This is a genomic window from Streptomyces sp. NRRL S-1813 (assembly GCF_000719605.1).
Lineage (GTDB): Bacteria > Actinomycetota > Actinomycetes > Streptomycetales > Streptomycetaceae > Streptomyces > Streptomyces decoyicus.
The window spans coordinates 1-14,614 of the sequence record NZ_JOHB01000024.1; the positions used below are offsets into that span (position 1 = coordinate 1).

General features: G+C 70.9%; 11 protein-coding genes, 1 rRNA gene and 1 pseudogene. 6 read left to right on the forward strand and 7 right to left on the reverse strand.

The window, feature by feature from the left end:
• The 3 genes and pseudogenes from rrf to IF67_RS44385 all read left to right on the forward strand — a co-directional run.
• A 5S ribosomal RNA gene (gene rrf / locus IF67_RS40465) occupies positions 1–92 on the forward strand; the annotation flags it as partial.
• A 418-nt stretch (positions 93–510) separates the two neighbouring features.
• Positions 511–1,317 (forward strand): annotated as a pseudogene (locus IF67_RS45250) (hypothetical protein); the annotation flags it as partial.
• Between the two features lie 42 nt (positions 1,318–1,359).
• The gene (locus IF67_RS44385; protein ID WP_199812792.1) at positions 1,360–2,124 is read left to right on the forward strand and encodes a tetratricopeptide repeat protein; all 765 of its coding nucleotides are present in this window, start codon (positions 1,360–1,362) and stop codon (positions 2,122–2,124) included.
• Between the two features lie 96 nt (positions 2,125–2,220).
• On the opposite strand, the gene IF67_RS0127355 is transcribed toward IF67_RS44385, so the two are convergent.
• From IF67_RS0127355 to IF67_RS0127375, 5 genes are all read right to left on the reverse strand, one after another.
• Positions 2,221–4,038, reverse strand: a complete 1,818-nt coding sequence (locus tag IF67_RS0127355; protein WP_030990051.1) for an IucA/IucC family protein — start codon at positions 4,036–4,038, stop codon at positions 2,221–2,223.
• Positions 4,035–4,604, reverse strand: coding sequence for a GNAT family N-acetyltransferase (locus IF67_RS0127360; protein ID WP_030990053.1), 570 nt, complete (start codon positions 4,602–4,604; stop codon positions 4,035–4,037). Before IF67_RS0127360 ends, IF67_RS0127355 begins: the two co-directional genes overlap by 4 nt.
• Positions 4,601–5,920: a lysine N(6)-hydroxylase/L-ornithine N(5)-oxygenase family protein gene (locus tag IF67_RS0127365; protein WP_030990055.1), complete on the reverse strand. Its 1,320-nt coding sequence runs from the start codon at positions 5,918–5,920 to the stop codon at positions 4,601–4,603. Before IF67_RS0127365 ends, IF67_RS0127360 begins: the two co-directional genes overlap by 4 nt.
• A gap of 45 nt (positions 5,921–5,965) precedes the next feature.
• Positions 5,966–7,498 carry a pyridoxal phosphate-dependent decarboxylase family protein gene (locus IF67_RS0127370; RefSeq protein WP_030990056.1) on the reverse strand — a complete coding sequence of 511 codons (1,533 nt, stop codon included), beginning with the start codon at positions 7,496–7,498 and terminating at the stop codon, positions 5,966–5,968.
• 159 nt (positions 7,499–7,657) lie between these two features.
• On the reverse strand, positions 7,658–8,923 hold the full coding sequence (locus IF67_RS0127375; protein ID WP_030990058.1) for a DUF1015 family protein: 1,266 nt from the start codon (positions 8,921–8,923) through the stop codon (positions 7,658–7,660).
• Between the two features lie 174 nt (positions 8,924–9,097).
• Between IF67_RS0127375 and IF67_RS0127380 the strand changes: the two genes are divergently transcribed.
• The gene (locus IF67_RS0127380) at positions 9,098–10,123 is read left to right on the forward strand and encodes an HAD-IIA family hydrolase (RefSeq protein WP_030990060.1); all 1,026 of its coding nucleotides are present in this window, start codon (positions 9,098–9,100) and stop codon (positions 10,121–10,123) included.
• Positions 10,124–10,167: 44 nt separating this feature from the next.
• Here IF67_RS0127380 and IF67_RS0127385 read toward each other — a convergent pair whose 3' ends face one another.
• Together IF67_RS0127385 and IF67_RS0127390 are read right to left on the reverse strand one after the other, a co-directional pair.
• A complete protein-coding gene (locus IF67_RS0127385; protein WP_030990062.1) occupies positions 10,168–11,061 on the reverse strand; it encodes a siderophore-interacting protein in 894 nt (297 codons plus the stop codon).
• Between the two features lie 89 nt (positions 11,062–11,150).
• A complete protein-coding gene (locus IF67_RS0127390) occupies positions 11,151–12,179 on the reverse strand; it encodes an ABC transporter substrate-binding protein (protein ID WP_030990064.1) in 1,029 nt (342 codons plus the stop codon).
• 111 nt (positions 12,180–12,290) lie between these two features.
• On the opposite strand from IF67_RS0127390, the gene IF67_RS0127395 reads away from it, so the two are divergent.
• Both IF67_RS0127395 and IF67_RS0127400 read left to right on the forward strand, forming a co-directional pair.
• Positions 12,291–13,295 (forward strand): FecCD family ABC transporter permease, encoded by a 1,005-nt coding sequence (locus IF67_RS0127395; RefSeq protein WP_051818662.1) that lies wholly within the window; start codon positions 12,291–12,293, stop codon positions 13,293–13,295.
• Positions 13,292–14,452 (forward strand): iron chelate uptake ABC transporter family permease subunit, encoded by a 1,161-nt coding sequence (locus IF67_RS0127400; protein ID WP_030990068.1) that lies wholly within the window; start codon positions 13,292–13,294, stop codon positions 14,450–14,452. The genes IF67_RS0127395 and IF67_RS0127400 overlap by 4 nt, the downstream gene beginning before the upstream one ends.
• Positions 14,453–14,614: the final 162 nt, after the last annotated feature.

Genomic DNA, 14,614 nt, shown 5'->3' on the forward strand with positions numbered 1-14,614 from the left:
CGCCCGGTTACATTTCGAACCCGGAAGCTAAGCCTTTCAGCGCCGATGGTACTGCAGGGGGGACCCTGTGGGAGAGTAGGACGCCGCCGAACAATCTTTCAGGACCCTTGGTCCCAGCGTTCATGCTGGGACCAAGGGTCCTTTTTGTTTTTTGTCGAAGCGCGCCGAACTCATTGGTGCGTGAGAATGAATGCAGTACCGAAGACAGGAGTCACGTCGATGTCCACCAACTCTTCCGACGATCGTTCGGAGCGCCGGCCGCAGCGGCGCGACGACGGTGACCGCGGTGGTTTCCGGCGTGACGACCGGGGGCCGCGTCGGGATAACAACGACCGCGGCGGCCGCCCGGCCGGCGGCGGTGGCAGTTACGCAGGGCGGGACAACCGTGGTGGTGCCCGTCGTGATGACCGTCCGTCCGGTGGCGACCGTGGTGGTTCCCGTGGGGGAGACCGTCGCGACGACCGGCCGCGTGGACCGCGTCGCGATGACGAGCGCGGCGGCGGATTCCGGCGCGACGAGCGGGGCGGAGACCGCCCCGGTTTCCGTCGTGATGACCGTCCGTCGGGCGGTGAGCGTGGTGGGTACCGCGGTGGCGACCGGCGTGATGACCGTCCGTCGGGTGGTGACCGCGGCGGGTTCCGTCGTGACGATCGTCCGTCCGGTGGTGACCGTGACCGCGGTGGGTTCCGTAGGGATGACCGTCCCTCCGGTGGCGACCGTGGCGGGTTCCGTAGGGATGACCGTCCCTCCGGTGGCGACCGTGGCGGGTTCCGTCGTGACGACCGTGGTGGCGACCGCGGTGGGTTCCGTCGTGATGACCGTCCCTCCGGGGGCGACCGCGGAGGCTTCCGCCGTGACGACCGTCCCTCCGGTGGCGACCGCGGAGGCTTCCGTCGTGATGACCGTCCGTCGGGCGGTGACCGTGGTGGGTTCCGCCGTGACGACCGCCGTGACGACCGTGGTGGCGACCGCGGTGGGTTCCGTAGGGATGACCGTCCCTCCGGTGGCGACCGCGGAGGCTTCCGTCGTGATGACCGTCCGTCGGGCGGTGACCGTGGTGGGTACCGCGGTGGCGAGCGGCGTGATGACCGCGGTGGTGACCGTGGCGGGTTCCGTAGGGATGACCGTCCCTCCGGGGGCGACCGTGGCGGGTTCCGTCGTGATGACCGCCCGTCGGGTGGCGACCGTGGTGGGTACCGCGGTGGCGAGCGGCGTGATGACCGTGGCGGTGACCGTGGCGGGTTCCGTAGGGATGATGAGCGTGGGCGTCGGCCGTATGGTGCGGGGCGTGGGCGGGATGACCGGCGGGACGATCGGCGTGATGACCGGCGGGACCGGGACCGGGAGCCGATCAAGCGGCTGCCGATTCCGGAGGATGTCACCGGTGACGAGATCGACAAGGATGTGCGTCAGGAGCTGCTGAGCCTGCCGAAGACGCTTGCCGAGGATGTCGCCAAGAACCTGGTGATGGTGGCGAAGTTGCTGGACGAGGACCCGGAGAAGGCGTACGGGTACTCGCGGGTGGCGCTGCGGCTGGCGTCCAGGGTTGCGGCGGTGCGTGAGGCCGCGGGTTTCGCGGCGTATGCGGTCGGCAAGTACAGCGAGGCGCTGGCGGAGTTCCGGGCGGCGCGGCGGATGACCGGCAGCGTGGAGCTGTGGCCCGTCATGGCCGACTGCGAGCGTGGTCTCGGGCGGCCGGAGAAGGCGATGGCCATGGCCGGCGAGCCCGAGGTGCAGAAGCTCGACAAGGCCGGACAGGTCGAGATGCGGCTGGTCGCGGCGGGTGCCCGGCGGGACATGGGGCAGGCGGACGCCGCGGTGGTGACGTTGCAGAGCCCGGAGCTCGCGTCGAGTGCGGTGCACCCGTGGACGGCGCGGCTGCGGTATGCGTACGCGGATGCGCTGTTGGAGGTCGGGCGCGAGGACGAGGCGCGCGAATGGTTCGCCAAGGCGCTGGAGGCCGACCAGGGCGGCACGACGGATGCCTCGGACCGGCTCGCGGAGCTGGACGGGGTGGAGTTCACCGACGCGCTGGACGAGGCCGACGCGCTGGACGAGACCGACGAGCTGGACGAGGCCGCGGACGAGGGTGCGCGGGACGACGAGGGGCCGGCGAAGGACTGAGCCGGCCGGCGTCGTGAGATGACGTGCCTGAAGTGATGGGCCGAAGGGCGGGACCCCTGTGAGGGGGTCCCGCCCTTCGGCGTTTGGGGGGAGGGATCAGGAGGCCGGTGCGTAGGGGGCGAGGGGATTGCGGAGGGTGCCGATGAGCTGGAGGGCGCCCGCGGGGTCCTGGAGGTCGACCATCTGCTGGTTGTTGCGCAGCTGGAGGCGGTTGAGGCAGGAGAGGCCGAACTCGTCGGTGAACAGGTCGTACTGGCGGAACTTGTCGGCGAGGTGCGGGGCGGATGCCTGGTAGTCGGCGACGCAGGCGGCGACCGTGCGCCAGAAGGTGTCCTCGTCGAGGGTGCCGAGGTCGGCGAGGGTGGCGCTCAGGAAGCGGAAGAAGCAGTCGAAGACATCGGTGAAGACCGAGAGCAGCTTTTTGTCCTCGGGGACGTCGGCGCGGATGCGCTCGACGGCGGGAGGCAGAACCGCCTGGGGGTCCATGACGGCGATCTCTTCGGCGATGTCCTTGAAGATCACGCGCTCCACGGCGCCGTCCTCGATGACCAGGATGGCGTTCTCGCCGTGCGGCATGAAGACCAGGTCGTAGGCGTAGAAGGAGTGCAGCACGGGGGTGAGATACGCGTCGAGGTAGCGGCGGAGCCAGACGGCGGGCTCCAGGCCGGACTCCTCGATCAGGGCGGCGGCGAACGAGCCGCCGTGGCGGTCGACGTGGAGGAGGGAGGCCATGGTGGCCAGGCGCCGGCCCGGTTCGAGGGCGGGGACGGGGCTCTCGCGCCACAGGGCGGCGAGCATCTTGCGGTACGGGGAGTCCTTGGTGGTGGCGGCCTCGTACTGGCGGTGGTGATAGCCGAGGGCGGCGCGCTCACGGATGATCGAGAAGCGGGCGGCCTGGAAGGTGTCGTCCGCGGCGATCAGGCGGGCCAGCCAGTCGTTGATGGCTGGGGTGGCCTCCATGTAGGACGCGGACAGGCCGCGCATGAAGCCCATGTTGAGGACGGAGAGCGCTGTTTTGACGTAGTGCTTGGTGGGGCTGGTGGTGTTGAAGAAGGTGCGGATCGACTGCTGGGCCAGGTAGTCGTCGTCACCGGGGCCCAGGCACACCAGGCGCTGCTCGGCGACTTCGGCGGCGAAGGTGATGGAGAGTTTGTTCCACCACTGCCAGGGGTGGGTGGGGAAGAAGTAGTAGTCGGCGGGGTCGAGGCCGAGGGTGGTGAGGGTGGTGGTGAAGCGGGTGCGGGTCTCGTCGGTGAGTTCGTCGCGGATGAGGGTGTCGTAGTCGAGGTCGGCGCCGGCGGTGAAGGTGGCGTGGTCACGGTGGGCGGCGAGCCACATGAGCCGCAGGGGGCTCGCGGTTTCCGGGGCGTAGGCGTGGTACTCGTGGATGCCGAAGCCGAGGCGGCCGTTGTTGGCGACGAAGCAGGGGTGGCCCTCGGTCATGCCGGTCTCGATGGCCTGGAAGCCGGACTTGGTGAGTTCGGCGGCGGTGGGCTGCTGGGCGGCGAGTTTGTAGGCGGTGCCGGAGAGGGTGGAGCTGATCTCCTCCAGGTAGACCGGCAGGATCTCGTCGCCGAGGCCCAGCGAGCCGCGCAGTTCGATGAAGAAGGCCACGGCGTCCAGCGGGAGTTCACTGTCGTCCCGGTGGCGGGTGATGCTCTCGGCATCGATCTGCCAGTGGTCCAGGGCCAGTCTGCGGGCGGCGAAGCGGTACGCGATGGCGCCGTCGTCGCTGTGGACGACGTACTGGCCGTCCTGCGGGAGGCGCTTGGGGGCGAGCAGCCGCTCATGGGAGAACTCGGCCAGGCCCTTGCGGATCAGCAGGCGGTTGGCGCGGGCCCACAGGTCGGGGGTGAGGTGGGCGACGGCGTCCTGGGCGGAGAGGTGCGGGTTGCCGTCGGACGGGGCGGTCATCGGTGGTCTCCTCGGGTGGCCAGGAACTGGTCGCGGGTGCAGGTGCTGAGGCAGGCGTCTTTGGAGGGGAGCGAAACGGTCCGCAGGACCTCGAAGCCGACGGCCTTGTTGAGGGCGTGTACGGCGGTGTTGCGGGCGTCGGGCTCGACGACGACACGGCGGGTGTCCGGGTCGGCGAAGAGCATCTCCATGACGGTGGTGATCACGGCGAGGGTGAAGCCGTGCACGGGGGTGTCGGTGGGGGCCGACAGGAAGTGCATGCCGACGTCGCCGGGTTCGGCGGCGTGGACGCCGACCAGTTCGCGGTGCGCGGGGTCGTAGCGCTCCATGAGGAAGGCCGGGGTCCCGTTGTGCAGGCCGAGGAAGGCGTCGTGGAAGGGGTCGGCGGCTATCCGCGCGAATTCCTTCTCGACGGCGGCGAGGTCGCACTCCTGCATCAGCCAGAAGGTGGCTTTGGGGTGGGTGACCCAGCGGTGGAGCAGCTCGGCGTCGGCGGACGGGTCGACCGGGCGCAGCGAGAACTCCCCGAGCGCGGCATCGGTGCGGGTGAAGAGCGGGGGCCTCATGCGGGGATCTCCATGGGGTGGTGCGGGCCGGCCGGGGCGGCGAATTCCTGGAAGGCGATGGACTTTTCGACCCGGTAGTACTCGCGGCCGAGCAGCTCTCGGATGATGCAGGCGTTGCGGTACGCGGCCATGCCCAGGTCGGGGGTGACGAAGCCGTGGGTGTGCAGCTCGGCGTTCTGCACGTAGATGCCGTGACCGCTGGTGTCGATGCTGTAGTTGCGCGCCACGTCGTAGCGGCCGGCGTCGTCCCAGGCGATGCGGTCGCGCACGGGGGTGAGGAAGTCCGGTACGCGGTAGCGGTAGCCGGTGGCGAGGATCAGGCCCTGGGTGTCGAGGGTGAAGTCGGTGCCCTGTTCCTCCTGGCGCAGACCGAGCGTGTAGGTGCCGCTCGTCTCGTCGTAACCCGCCTGGTGCAGCGCGGTATTGGTGAGCAGGCGGGTGGGGACGGGGCCGGCCAGGTTCTTCTGGTAGAGCAGATCGAAGATGTCGTTGATCAGCTCGGAGTCGATGCCCTTGTAGAGGTTCTTGTGCTCGGTGTTGAGCCGGTCGCGGGTGGCCGCGGGGAGGGCGTGGAAGTAGTCCACGTACTCCGGGGAGGTCATCTCCAGCGTGAGCTTGGTGTATTCGAGGGGGAAGAAGCGCGGGGAGCGGGTGGCCCAGGTCAGGTGGTAGCCGTGGCTGTCGATGTCCTGGAGGAGGTCGTAGTAGATCTCGGCGGCGCTCTGGCCGCTGCCGATCAGCGTGATGGAGTCCTTGGCCTGGAGGGTGGCCTTGGCGTCCAGGTAGTCGGCGTTGTGCAGCAGATCGCCGCCCAGGCCCTGGCAGGCGTCGGGGAGGTAGGGCGGGGTGCCGGTGCCCAGGACGAGCTTGCGGGCGCGGTAGGTGGTGCGCTCGCCGGTGGGGAGGTGCTCGGCGAGGACGGTGTACAGCTCTTCGCTCTCGTCGTACTCGACGGTGGTGACCCGGTGGCCGAAGCGGATGCTGTGCAGTTTCCCGGCCGCCCAGCGGCAGTAGTCGTTGAACTCGGCGCGCAGCGGATAGAAGTTCTCGCGGATGTAGAACGGGTACAGCCGCCCTGATTCCTTGAGGTAGTTCAGGAACGAGAAGGGGGACGTGGGATCGGCGAGGGTGACCAGGTCGGCCAGGAACGGCACCTGGAGGTGGCTGCTGTCCAGCATCATGCCGGGGTGCCAGTCGAAGGACGCTTTGTCGTCCAGGAACAGGCCGTCGAGTCCGTCGACCGGCTCGGTCAGACAGGCCAGGCCGAGGTTGAACGGGCCGAGGCCGATAGCGATGAAGTCGTAAGGGGCGGACACGAGGTCTCCGATGGGGGAGGTCTGCGGTGGGGACTGTGGGGAGGGTCAGCGCGCGCTGAGCGCCGGGCGGGGCTGCTCGGCAAGGAAGGCGCCGGCGTGCTCGGCGATCAGGTCGAGGACGGTGGCGATGTCCTCCAGCGTGGTCTCCGGGTTGAGCAGGGTGAACTTGAGGTAGTGGCGGCCGTCGACGACGGTGCCCGCGACGATGGCGTCACCGGAGGCGAAGAGGGCGTCCCGGGCGTGCAGATTGACCCGGTCGCTGAGTTCGGGGTCCTGGTCGGTGCTGGGGACGTAGCGGAAGACCAGGGTGCTCAGCCGGGGCTCGACGACGACGTCGAAGCGAGGGTCGTCGTGGAGGAGTTTCCAGGCGTCCGCGGCGCGGTCGATGACCTCGTCGAAGAGCTCCCCGACGGCGCGGGCGCCCATGATGCGCAGGGTGAGCCAGAGCTTGAGGGCGTCGAAGCGGCGGGTGGTCTGGATCGACTTGTCGACCTGGTTGGGGATGCGCTGCTCCACCATGCGGCGCGGATTGAGATAGTCCGCGTGGTAGGTGACATGCCGCAGGGTGGTGCGGTCGCGGACCAGGATGGCGCTCGAACTGACCGGCTGGAAGAAGGACTTGTGGTAGTCGACGGTCACCGAGTCGGCGCGCTCGATGCCGGTCAGCAGTGCGCGGCGACGGGAGACCAGCAGGCCGCAGCCGTAGGCGGCGTCGACATGCATCCAGGCGTCGTACCCGGCGCACAGGTCGGCGATCTCGGGGAGCGGGTCGATGGAGCCGAAGTCGGTGGTGCCGGCGGTGGCGACGACGGCCATGGGTATCAGGCCGTCGCGGTGGCAGCGCGCCAGCTCCGCGGCCAGGCTGTCGGTGCGCATCCGCTTGTTCTCGTCGCTGGGGACCGCGATGACGGCCTCCGCACCCATGCCGAGCAGGGTGGCCGACTTGCGGATGCTGAAGTGGCTGCACTCGGAGGTGAGGATCCGCAGCCGGGGGAGGACGTCCGTGAGCCGGGCGTCGGAGGGCGTGCCGTCGACGGCCAGCGCGCGGCGGCAAGCCTCGTCGCGGGCGAGCAGCATGGCCTGGAGGTTGGACTGGCTGCCGCCGCTGGTGAAGATCCCGTCGGCGTGTTCGCCCAGGCCGATCCGGTCGGCCGTCCAGTCGACGAGCCGGCGCTCGATGAGGGTGCCGCCGGCGCTCTGGTCCCAGGTGTCCAGGGAGGAGTTGACGGCGGAGAGCACGGCCTCGCCGACGAGGGCGGGGATCACCACGGGGCAGTTGAGGTGCGCGAGGTAGCGCGGGTGGTGGAAGTAGACGGCGTCGCGGAGGTAGACCTCTTCGAGTTCGTCGAGCGCGGCGGCGGCGTCGTGCAGCGGGGCATCGAGGTCGACGCCGGAGACGGCGGGCGCGAGGCCGTCGACGGTGATGCCGGTGAACGGGCGGGCGGTGCCGGCGATTTTGGCGCTGATCCGTGTGACGCTCTCGGTGACCGCGCTGTGGTAGCGCGGGGCCGTCTTCTCGTTGAGCAGATATGTCCGGCTGTCGGCCGGGTCCTCGGCGGGGTGCGCGAGGGGACTCATGAAGATGTCCTCCCTGGTGCGGACTTGGCCACGTCCTGCGCAGGGCGAGAGGTGCGCAGGGGCAGGGAGACCCGCCCTGGCGACGTAGTTAGGTAAGGCTAACCTAATTACGCCGCAGGGTGGGGTTCGGGGTTCCGGGGAGGGGCCCGGCCCCGGGATTCAGGCCTCGTGGTCGTCCAGGACGCGCAGGACCAGGCCCGTGGCGGGCTTGGGCCCGAAGGACGTCGACTTCCGCGGCATCGTCACGCCGTGCTCGGCGAGTTGACGGACCGTCTCCTCGGAGGTGGCGCGCATTAGGACCGCGGTGCCGCCGTGCCGGGCGGCCTGTTCGACGGCGGCCCCGGTGTGATGCAGATAGCTGATGTCCGACGGGTGGTCAGGGATGTGCCAGACCTCGTCCAGCAGGACGGAGTGCAGCACCGTGGCGTCCAGCTGCCGCCAGGCCTCGGGCCGGTCCCGGCGGATCGTACGGTCCAGCAGGCCGGGGTCGGGACGGTCCAGAAGGTGGAAGGAGTCCGGCCCGCCGGCGAGGACGAAGGCGGTGCCGGGCGTTTCCTGGAGGGTCTCCAGGGCGGCCGACAGGTCCCCTGGGAGGCTGCGGGCGCGGAAGGCGCCGGCCAGGTCCGCCAGCGCCTTGGCGGGCGGCAGATGCGGCAGTACGCGGTGGATCGCGCGGACCTGGAGCGGGTAGCGGGCGGTGTCGACCAGCAGCACCAGGCCGGAGGCCCACGGCGAGGCGGCGGTGGCGCCGGGCTGCTGCTCGTACAGCCGCTGATAGGTCGCCCAGCGGTGGTGGCCGTCGGCGATCAGCGCCTGCCGGCGGGTGAGATCGTTGTTGATGGCGTCGAGGTCGGCGGGGTCGGTGACCGCCCAGAGGCGGTGTGCGAAGCCGTCCTCGGTAGTGGTGGCCAGCAGCGGGTCGCGCTCCACCGTGCGTTCGATGACCGCGGCGGCGCCGGTCGCGGTGCCCTGGCCGCGGTAGGACAGCAGCAACGGTTCGAAATTGGCGGCCGCCGCGCGCATCAGGGCGGCGCGGTCCTCGACCACCTCCGGGATGACGCCCTCGTGCGGCAGCACCGGACCGTCCAGGCCCAGCGCCCCGATCAGCCCGCGCTGGAGCATCTCGCCGGAGCGCTGCTCGTAGACGTACAGCGCCGGCTCCGCGTCCTGCGTCAGCACGCCCTCGGCGCGCCAGCGGCGCAGGGTGTCGGCGGCCTGGCGGTGGCGGGTGGTCGGGTCCGCGGCGTGCGGGAGGATCAGCCGGACGATGTTGTACGGGTCGGCGGTCTCCAAGTGGCGCACGCCGTCCGGCCGGACCACCACGTCATAGGGCGGGGACGTCACGGCGGTCAGACTGCTGACCCGGTCCTGGTCGTAACGCAGTCCGCGGAACGGGAGAAGGCGGAGGCCGTCGGTACTGGTCATTGAAGAATGCTATGCCGCCGGGCCGATGAGGGAAGATCGGGGCACAGCCCGTGCGTGGCTGGAAATATCGGTATGCGCGCTACGGAGAACTGTGCATCCGGCGGCGCGGTGAGCGTGCCCCCGGTACGCGGCGGAACTCTTCGTACGACGTGTGGGAGTGAGGAGCGGGACGGCATGGACGAGCAGGTTCGCAGGCAGCCCGACGGGTGCCGGCGCGCGCTGAGCGAGGCGTATGACACGGCGCTGCTGGATCTGGACGGGGTCGTCTACGCCGGCGGACAGGCCATCGCGCATGCCGTGGACTCGCTGACGAGCGCGCGGGACGGCGGTATGCACCTCGCATATGTGACCAATAACGCCGCCCGGACCCCGCAGGCCGTCGCCGGCCAACTCTCCGGTTTCGGGCTGCCGACCGGTCCGGACGATGTGATCACTTCGGCGCAGGCGGTGGCGCGGCTGATCTCCGAGCAGGTGCCGCCGGGCGCGCGGGTGCTGGCCGTCGGCGGTGAGGGGCTGTGGGTGGCGCTGCGCGAGCGCGGTCTCGAACCCGTCCGCTCCGCGGACGACGACCCGGCGGCCGTGGTGCAGGGCTTTGACCCCACGCTGGACTGGGAGCGGCTGGCGCAGGCCGCGTACGCGGTGCAGCGCGGGGTGCCGTGGTTCGCGTCCAACACCGATCTGACGATCCCCAAGGAGCAGGGGATCGCCCCCGGCAACGGTGCGTTGGTGGAGGTGGTCCGGATCGCGGCGGGCGGATCGCCGCAGGTGGCGGGCAAGCCGCAGCCGCCGATGCACCGGGAGACGGTGCTGCGGACCGGGGCGCGGCGGCCGCTGGTGATCGGCGACCGGCTCGACACCGACATCGAGGGCGCCACCAACGGCGAGGTCGACTCGCTGCTGGTGCTCACCGGTGTCACCACCCCCGCCGAGCTGCTGGCCGCCCCGCCGCAGCACCGTCCCGCCTATGTGGACCGGGACCTGCGCGGGCTGCTGAGCCCGCAGCCCGAGGTGACCGCGGACGACGGCGGCTTCCGCTGTGGCGGCTGGCGGGCCGAGGCGGCCGGCGACACGCTCGTCGTGACGGGGGAGGGGACGCCGATGGACGGGCTGCGGGCGCTGTGCGCGGCGGCCTGGACGGCTGCCGGGGACGGCAGTTGCGGGGCGGACACGGGGAAGACGCTGGCGCGGATCGGGATGTGAGGAAGGGGGCCCGGCTCCTGGGGGCCGGGCCACTGACGGGCGGATCAGTCCTCGTCGGTGGTCGCCGCGGCGGCCGCGGTCAGCTCCGCGATCAGGTCCTCCTCGGTGGCGCCGCGCCGCCAGTAGCCGGTGAACTTCACGGCCCTGCGGTCGATCCCGCGCTCGCGGACGAGGTGCCGGCGCACCGCCTTGACGGTCCCGGACTCGCCGGCGATCCAGGCGTACGGCGTGCCCTCGGGCAGCTCGGCGGCGCGCAGTGCGTCGAGCACCGGCTCGCCGCCCGCGGCACTCGCCTCGTCCCGGACGAGCCAGCTGATGTCGGCATCGGCGAAGGTCGGCAGCCGCTGCCGGTCGTCCTCGTGCGCGATCTCGATCCAGACCTTGGCCCGGGTGCCGGGGGAGAGCCAGGACAGGATGCCGGCGATCGCGGGCAGTGCCGTCTCGTCGCCGGTGATCAGGATCCAGTCGGTGCCGGCCGACGGCCGGAAGTCGACGCCGCCGTTGTCCTCGACGGCCGGACCGAGGACGGTCAGCCGGTCGCCGGGCCGGGCGTGGGCGGCCCAGCGGGAGGCGGGTCCGCCCGCCGTGGCGGCGGCCCCCGGCCCGGCACCGTGCAGCGCGAAGTCGACGTCGAACTCCCCTGCATCGTGGCGCTGTTCGCGGATCGTGTACGAGCGCATCACCGCGCGCTCGGCCGGATCCTGCGCCCGCCAGGCGGTGTACCAGCCGTCGCCGGTGTCGTCGAAGACCGGCGAGTCCTGGTGGGGCTGCGGGAGGAAGAGCTTGAAGCGCTGGTCCCGGCCGCCGGAGGCCAGCTCCGCGAGCCGTTCGCCGCCGAAAGTGATCCGCACCATGGAGGGGCTCAGCCGTCGGGACCGCACGACGTGCACATCGAAGAAGCGGAACGGTGCGGTGGAGGGGGCGGCGGTCGTGGTCATGCGGGGAACCTCCCGGGGCGGTGGCAGGGGTGGGCAGGGCCGCGGCGGACCGCTGCGGCTCGCGGGCGGCGGATCGCCGCGGCCGTACGTCAGTTGGCCTTCTTGGCGCCCTCGATCGCCTTGGCGAGCGACTCGATGAGCGGTGCGGCGCCCGCGTAGGAGAAGCGCGGCTCGCTCGACCAGGGGGTGATCTGGCCGGCCTTGACGGCGGGCAGCTTCGCCCAGGAGGGCTTGGCGGCCAGTTCCTTGGGCTGGAGGGTGGCGGTCCGGTTGTCCAGCAGCAGGACATCGGCCTTGTACTTGTCGGCGTTCTCCCAGCTCAGGCTCTCGAAGTAGCCGCCCTTGTCCAGGTGGTCGGGGACGATCAGGTCGACGCCCAGGGACTTGTAGTACATGAGGTCGGCGTTGATGCCGGGGTTGGAGGCGTAGAAGAGGTCGGGGCTGCCGGAGCAGGCGAGCACCTTGACCGGGTGGGACTTGGCGGCCTTGCGCAGCGCCGCGGAGGCCTTCTCGAAGCGGGCCTTGGCGTCGGTGACCTTCTTGGCGTTCAGGTCGGCGCCGAGCGACTTCGCCAGGTCGGCGTAGCGCTCGATGATCTTGACGAGCGGGACCCGGGACGAGGTGATGGCGACGGTCTTCGCCAGCGGGGTGATCTTGTCCTTGCTGTCGTCCGGTACGAACCACAGCGCGTCCGGCTCGTACATGTTCGTGACCAGCAGGTCGGGGCGCAGGGCCGCGTACTTCTCGACGTTGAACTGGTTGTAGGCGTTGCCGATGATGGTGACCTTGTCGACATCCAGGTCACCGGCCTGCGGGTCGGGCTTGCCGTTCTTGAGCTTGGTGGGGCCGAAGACGCCGGCGATCTGGTCGTCGATCCCGAAGTCGTGCAGTGCGGCGGCGGTGCCGGTGAAGGCGACGATGCGCTGCGGGGTGTTCTTGAGGGAAACTTTCTGCTTACGGTCGTCGGTGAACGACCACGGGCCCGTCTTGGCGTCGCTGTTGGCGCCCCCCGAGCCCTTGTCTCCGCCGCATGCGGCAAGCAGGGCGCCGATGCCGAGGGCACCACCCGCGGCCAGGATGCCGCGACGGGACGGGGTGACGCTACGGGAGGTGCTCATGATGGCTGTGCTTCTCTCTGGGAGGGGCCGGTCAATCGAATGTGAGGGTAGGCTAACCTAACTATCGTGTTGGCTGACAGTCCCCCCGAAGCAACAACGGTCCCGGTCCCCGTGACCCCCCGTAGGCGGCATCTCCTGCGCTCCGCGGGGCTGGTGGCCGCCGTGGCCGTACTGGCCGTGATCACCGTCCTCGGTATCGCCGTCGGCGCGAAACAGATCCCCCTCGACCAGGTGTGGCACGGGGTGTTCCACTACTCCGGCTCCGACACCGACGTGGTCATCCGCGATGTCCGCTTTCCCCGTACCCTGCTCGGCCTGATCGTCGGCGCCGCGCTCGGTCTGGCCGGCACGGTCATGCAGGCGCTGACCCGAAACCCCCTCGCGGACCCCGGAGTTCTCGGCATCAACGCCGGCGCCTCGGCCGCGGTCGTCTCCGCCATCAGCTTCTTCGGCGTCACCTCGCTGAGCGGCTATGTGTGGTTCGCGTTCGCCGGCGCCGCGGTGGTCTCCGTCGCGGTGTACGTCCTCGGCGGCACCCGCAGCGCCACCCCCGTACGGCTCGCCCTCGCCGGCACCGCGCTGACCGCCGTCCTCGTCGGCTACATCAACGCCGTCAACCTGATGGACACCGCGGCGCTGGACAAGATGCGCTTCTGGACGGTGGGTTCGCTGGCCGCGGCCACCATGCCGACGGTCAGCCATGTCGCGCCATTTCTCGCGGTGGGCGGCCTCCTCGCGCTGCTGATCGCCCGGCCGCTGAACGCCCTCGCGCTCGGCGACGACCAGGCGCGGGCGCTGGGTGCCCGGCTGACCCGCACCCGGGTGCTGGCGATGCTCGCCGTCACCCTGCTGTGCGGCGGGGCGACCGCCGCCTGCGGCCCGATCGTCTATGTGGGCCTGATGGTTCCGCATGCCGTACGGGCCATCACCGGGCCCGACATGCGCTGGATCCTGCCGTACTCCGCCGTGCTCTCGCCGGTTCTGCTGCTCGGCGCGGATGTCCTCGGCCGGGTGGTGGCCCGGCCCGGCGAACTACAGGTCGGCATCGTCACGGCCGTCGTCGGCGGCCCCGTCTTCATCTATCTCGTACGGCGTCGGAGGATGGCCCAGCTGTGAGCGCGACTGTGAAGTCCCGGAAGGGCACCGAGGAGGAGACCGGGGCGGCCGCGAAGGCCGGGCGCGGACGGCGGGCGGGGACGGCCCGGCGGGTCACGGTGCTGCGTACCAGGGGCGGGCTCTCCGTGCGCCTGGACGTGCCCGCCGTGGTGGTCGGAGTGGTGCTGCTGGCCGTCGCGCTGGCCGCCGGTATCGCACTGATCGGCTCCGGCGACTACCCGATGACCCCGGCCGAGGTGATCAGCACGCTGATGGGTGGCGGCAACGCCGGGCAGGTGTTCATCGTGCAGGATCTGCGGCTGCCGCGCGTGCTGGTGGGACTGCTGGTCGGCGCCGCGTTCGGGATCGCCGGGGCGGTCTTCCAGACCGTCTCGCGCAACCCGCTGGGCAGCCCGGACGTCCTCGGTTTCGCGCAGGGATCGTCCGTCGGCGCGCTGGTCGCCATCGTCTACTTCCAGGCGGGGACCTTCGCGGTCGCCGCCGGATCGGTCGTCGGCGGCGTGATCACCGGCATCGCCATCTTCCTGCTCGCCTGGAAGCGCGGCATCCACGGCTACCGCTTCGTCCTCGTCGGCATCGGCGCCAGCGCGATGCTCTACGCGATGGTGCTCTTCCTGCTGACCAAGGCGAACATCGTCGAGGCGACCCGGGCCACCACCTGGATGACCGGTTCCCTCAACGGCCGTGACTGGGACCAGCTCCGGCCGCTCGCCGCCGTCTGCGTCGTCCTCGTCCCGCTGCTGCTGTGCTACGGGCGTCCGCTGCGCATGCTGGAGATGGGCGACGACGCCGCGAGCGCGCTGGGTGTACGGGTCGACCGGGTCCGCATCGTCGTTCTGCTGGCGGCAGTCGTGCTCGTCGCCGCCGCCACCGCCGCCGCCGGGCCGATCTCCTTCGTGGCGCTCACCGCACCGCAGCTGGCCCGGCGGCTGTCACTCCCGCGCTTCCTCAAGGGCACGGGCCGGGGAACGCCCCTGCCCGGCCCCAATCTGCTGCTGTCCGCCCTCATGGGTGCCGTGCTGCTGGTCGGCGCGGACTGGACCGCACAAGGGCTCTTCGGCGCCGACCAGCTGCCGGTGGGCGTGCTGACCGGTGTCCTCGGCGGCGGCTATCTGCTGTGGCTGCTGGCCACGGAGCGCAAGCCTGGACGGATATGAGCGGCCGGGGGCGACCCGTGGACCTGCCGGGGGCGGGGAGCGGACGGAGCGCGCGGTGGTGAGCGGACGGGGCCGGTGGGGCGCCGGAGGCGGACGCGGCCCGCACCGGGCGGCAGCGCCGCGTGGGCCGGGCGATGACGGGGCGGTGTGCGCCGCGCAACA

Bases quoted from the DNA above. Each gene is read 5' to 3' on its own strand.
- IF67_RS0127355 (WP_030990051.1), bottom strand. From the start codon at position 4,038: ATGACCGCCCCGTCCGACGGCAACCCGCACCTCTCCGCCCAGGACGCC.
- IF67_RS0127380 (WP_030990060.1), top strand. From the start codon at position 9,098: ATGGACGAGCAGGTTCGCAGGCAGCCCGACGGGTGCCGGCGCGCGCTG.
- IF67_RS0127370 (WP_030990056.1), bottom strand. From the start codon at position 7,498: ATGAGTCCCCTCGCGCACCCCGCCGAGGACCCGGCCGACAGCCGGACA.
- IF67_RS0127360 (WP_030990053.1), bottom strand. From the start codon at position 4,604: ATGAGGCCCCCGCTCTTCACCCGCACCGATGCCGCGCTCGGGGAGTTC.
- IF67_RS0127385 (WP_030990062.1), bottom strand. From the start codon at position 11,061: ATGACCACGACCGCCGCCCCCTCCACCGCACCGTTCCGCTTCTTCGAT.
- IF67_RS0127390 (WP_030990064.1), bottom strand. From the start codon at position 12,179: ATGAGCACCTCCCGTAGCGTCACCCCGTCCCGTCGCGGCATCCTGGCC.
- IF67_RS0127375 (WP_030990058.1), bottom strand. From the start codon at position 8,923: ATGACCAGTACCGACGGCCTCCGCCTTCTCCCGTTCCGCGGACTGCGT.